At 45.6% G+C, this 1,097-nt stretch carries 3 protein-coding genes; all 3 read right to left on the bottom strand.

Features of this window, described 5'->3' with window-relative positions; translation table 11 throughout:
- Positions 1–82: 82 nt before the first annotated feature.
- Positions 83–379, bottom strand: a complete 297-nt coding sequence (locus EZI54_RS23835) for a YajG family lipoprotein (protein ID WP_131484332.1) — start codon at positions 377–379, stop codon at positions 83–85.
- Between the two features lie 98 nt (positions 380–477).
- The gene (locus EZI54_RS23830; RefSeq protein ID WP_131484331.1) at positions 478–795 is read right to left on the bottom strand and encodes a hypothetical protein; all 318 of its coding nucleotides are present in this window, start codon (positions 793–795) and stop codon (positions 478–480) included.
- A gap of 102 nt (positions 796–897) precedes the next feature.
- Positions 898–1,097 (bottom strand): hypothetical protein (locus EZI54_RS24705; RefSeq protein ID WP_165495873.1); only part of this gene is annotated, 200 nt, incomplete at its 5' end.

Below are 1,097 nucleotides of genomic sequence, written 5' to 3'. Positions count from 1 at the left end.
TCTGCCGACGGCGGCCACGATTCATGACATGGTAGAAGGCGCCCTCATATTCCAGGCGTTGAGGTCTTGGCATGAGGGCAATCTATACACTGCTAATTAACATTTCAACACCTGACCCCCTCCCCTCTGCAAGATGATTTGCATCGAGTGCCTTTTCCAACGCACCCGTAAATTCCTGAGTGAGCTCCTCTTGTGAGGAAAATGTAGTGTCGCCATCTATTGCGCCATGCCCTTCGCGAAGATTTACGTGAACGCTTTCCAGTTTATATTTAGTGACGCCCTTCTCTATGGGCGTTGGCTTGACGTAATAGGTATACGGTGAGCTGGCGCAGCCAGAGAGAACCAACAACATTGAAAACAAAATAGTTTTACTTTTCATGAACTCTCATGCCTTGAAAAATACATTGTAACAATTGGGGGAAGGTCTTTTCAGATCAGCTATTTAAGCTGACACAAAAACCCGGATGCTATTGAAATTTACGAAGGATGGAGATTGTTCATCCAGTCATCGAAAAACTCCTTCTGCTTCTCCCTGTAACACGCCTCTGCTTTCTTCGCTACAACATATTCCTGCTCACACTCTGATTTTTGCTCTTCTGCCATCGTTTCATAAATTCTGGACGCTAGGTGCACGTTAAAAATAGCCGACAATCTACAGTCGGTCTTCTTATCCGAATCTTCCTGCAATTCTTCGGGAAGATTTGAGACACACCGTTGTGTCAACCCATCTTCATAGGGGTCCATTGGGATCGTTGGGCCGGCACTGCATCCGGCTAAAACGGTAACAAGCGACATCCCTAACAGTCTGTACATTGTCTTTTATCTCTAATTTAGTTTCTGTATAGCGGCGCATATGGTTTGACTACGCCGTTTCGAACTTCTTTGGGTTGCCATGCCTCAAGATTCCCAAAGGTTTGCCAAGGCTCTACCCCATTCTTCAATAGTCTTAAAATCGTCACATCTTTTATAGGGAGACTCTGAATAAGTCTCGAAATCAGCGATAATACGGCCTTCGTCAACCGCAAAGAATTCATTGTTGCCATGGATCAGATCACCTTCTCCGAAGCCGAATACCAGATCAAGAAGCGCAAGACCCG

It is taken from the genome of Marinobacter halodurans, from assembly GCF_004327985.1.
In the GTDB taxonomy this organism is placed as follows: Bacteria; Pseudomonadota; Gammaproteobacteria; order Pseudomonadales; family Oleiphilaceae; genus Marinobacter_A; species Marinobacter_A halodurans.
Note: the sequence above shows the minus strand (reverse complement) of the source record. Positions and strands in the feature narration are given on the sequence as shown.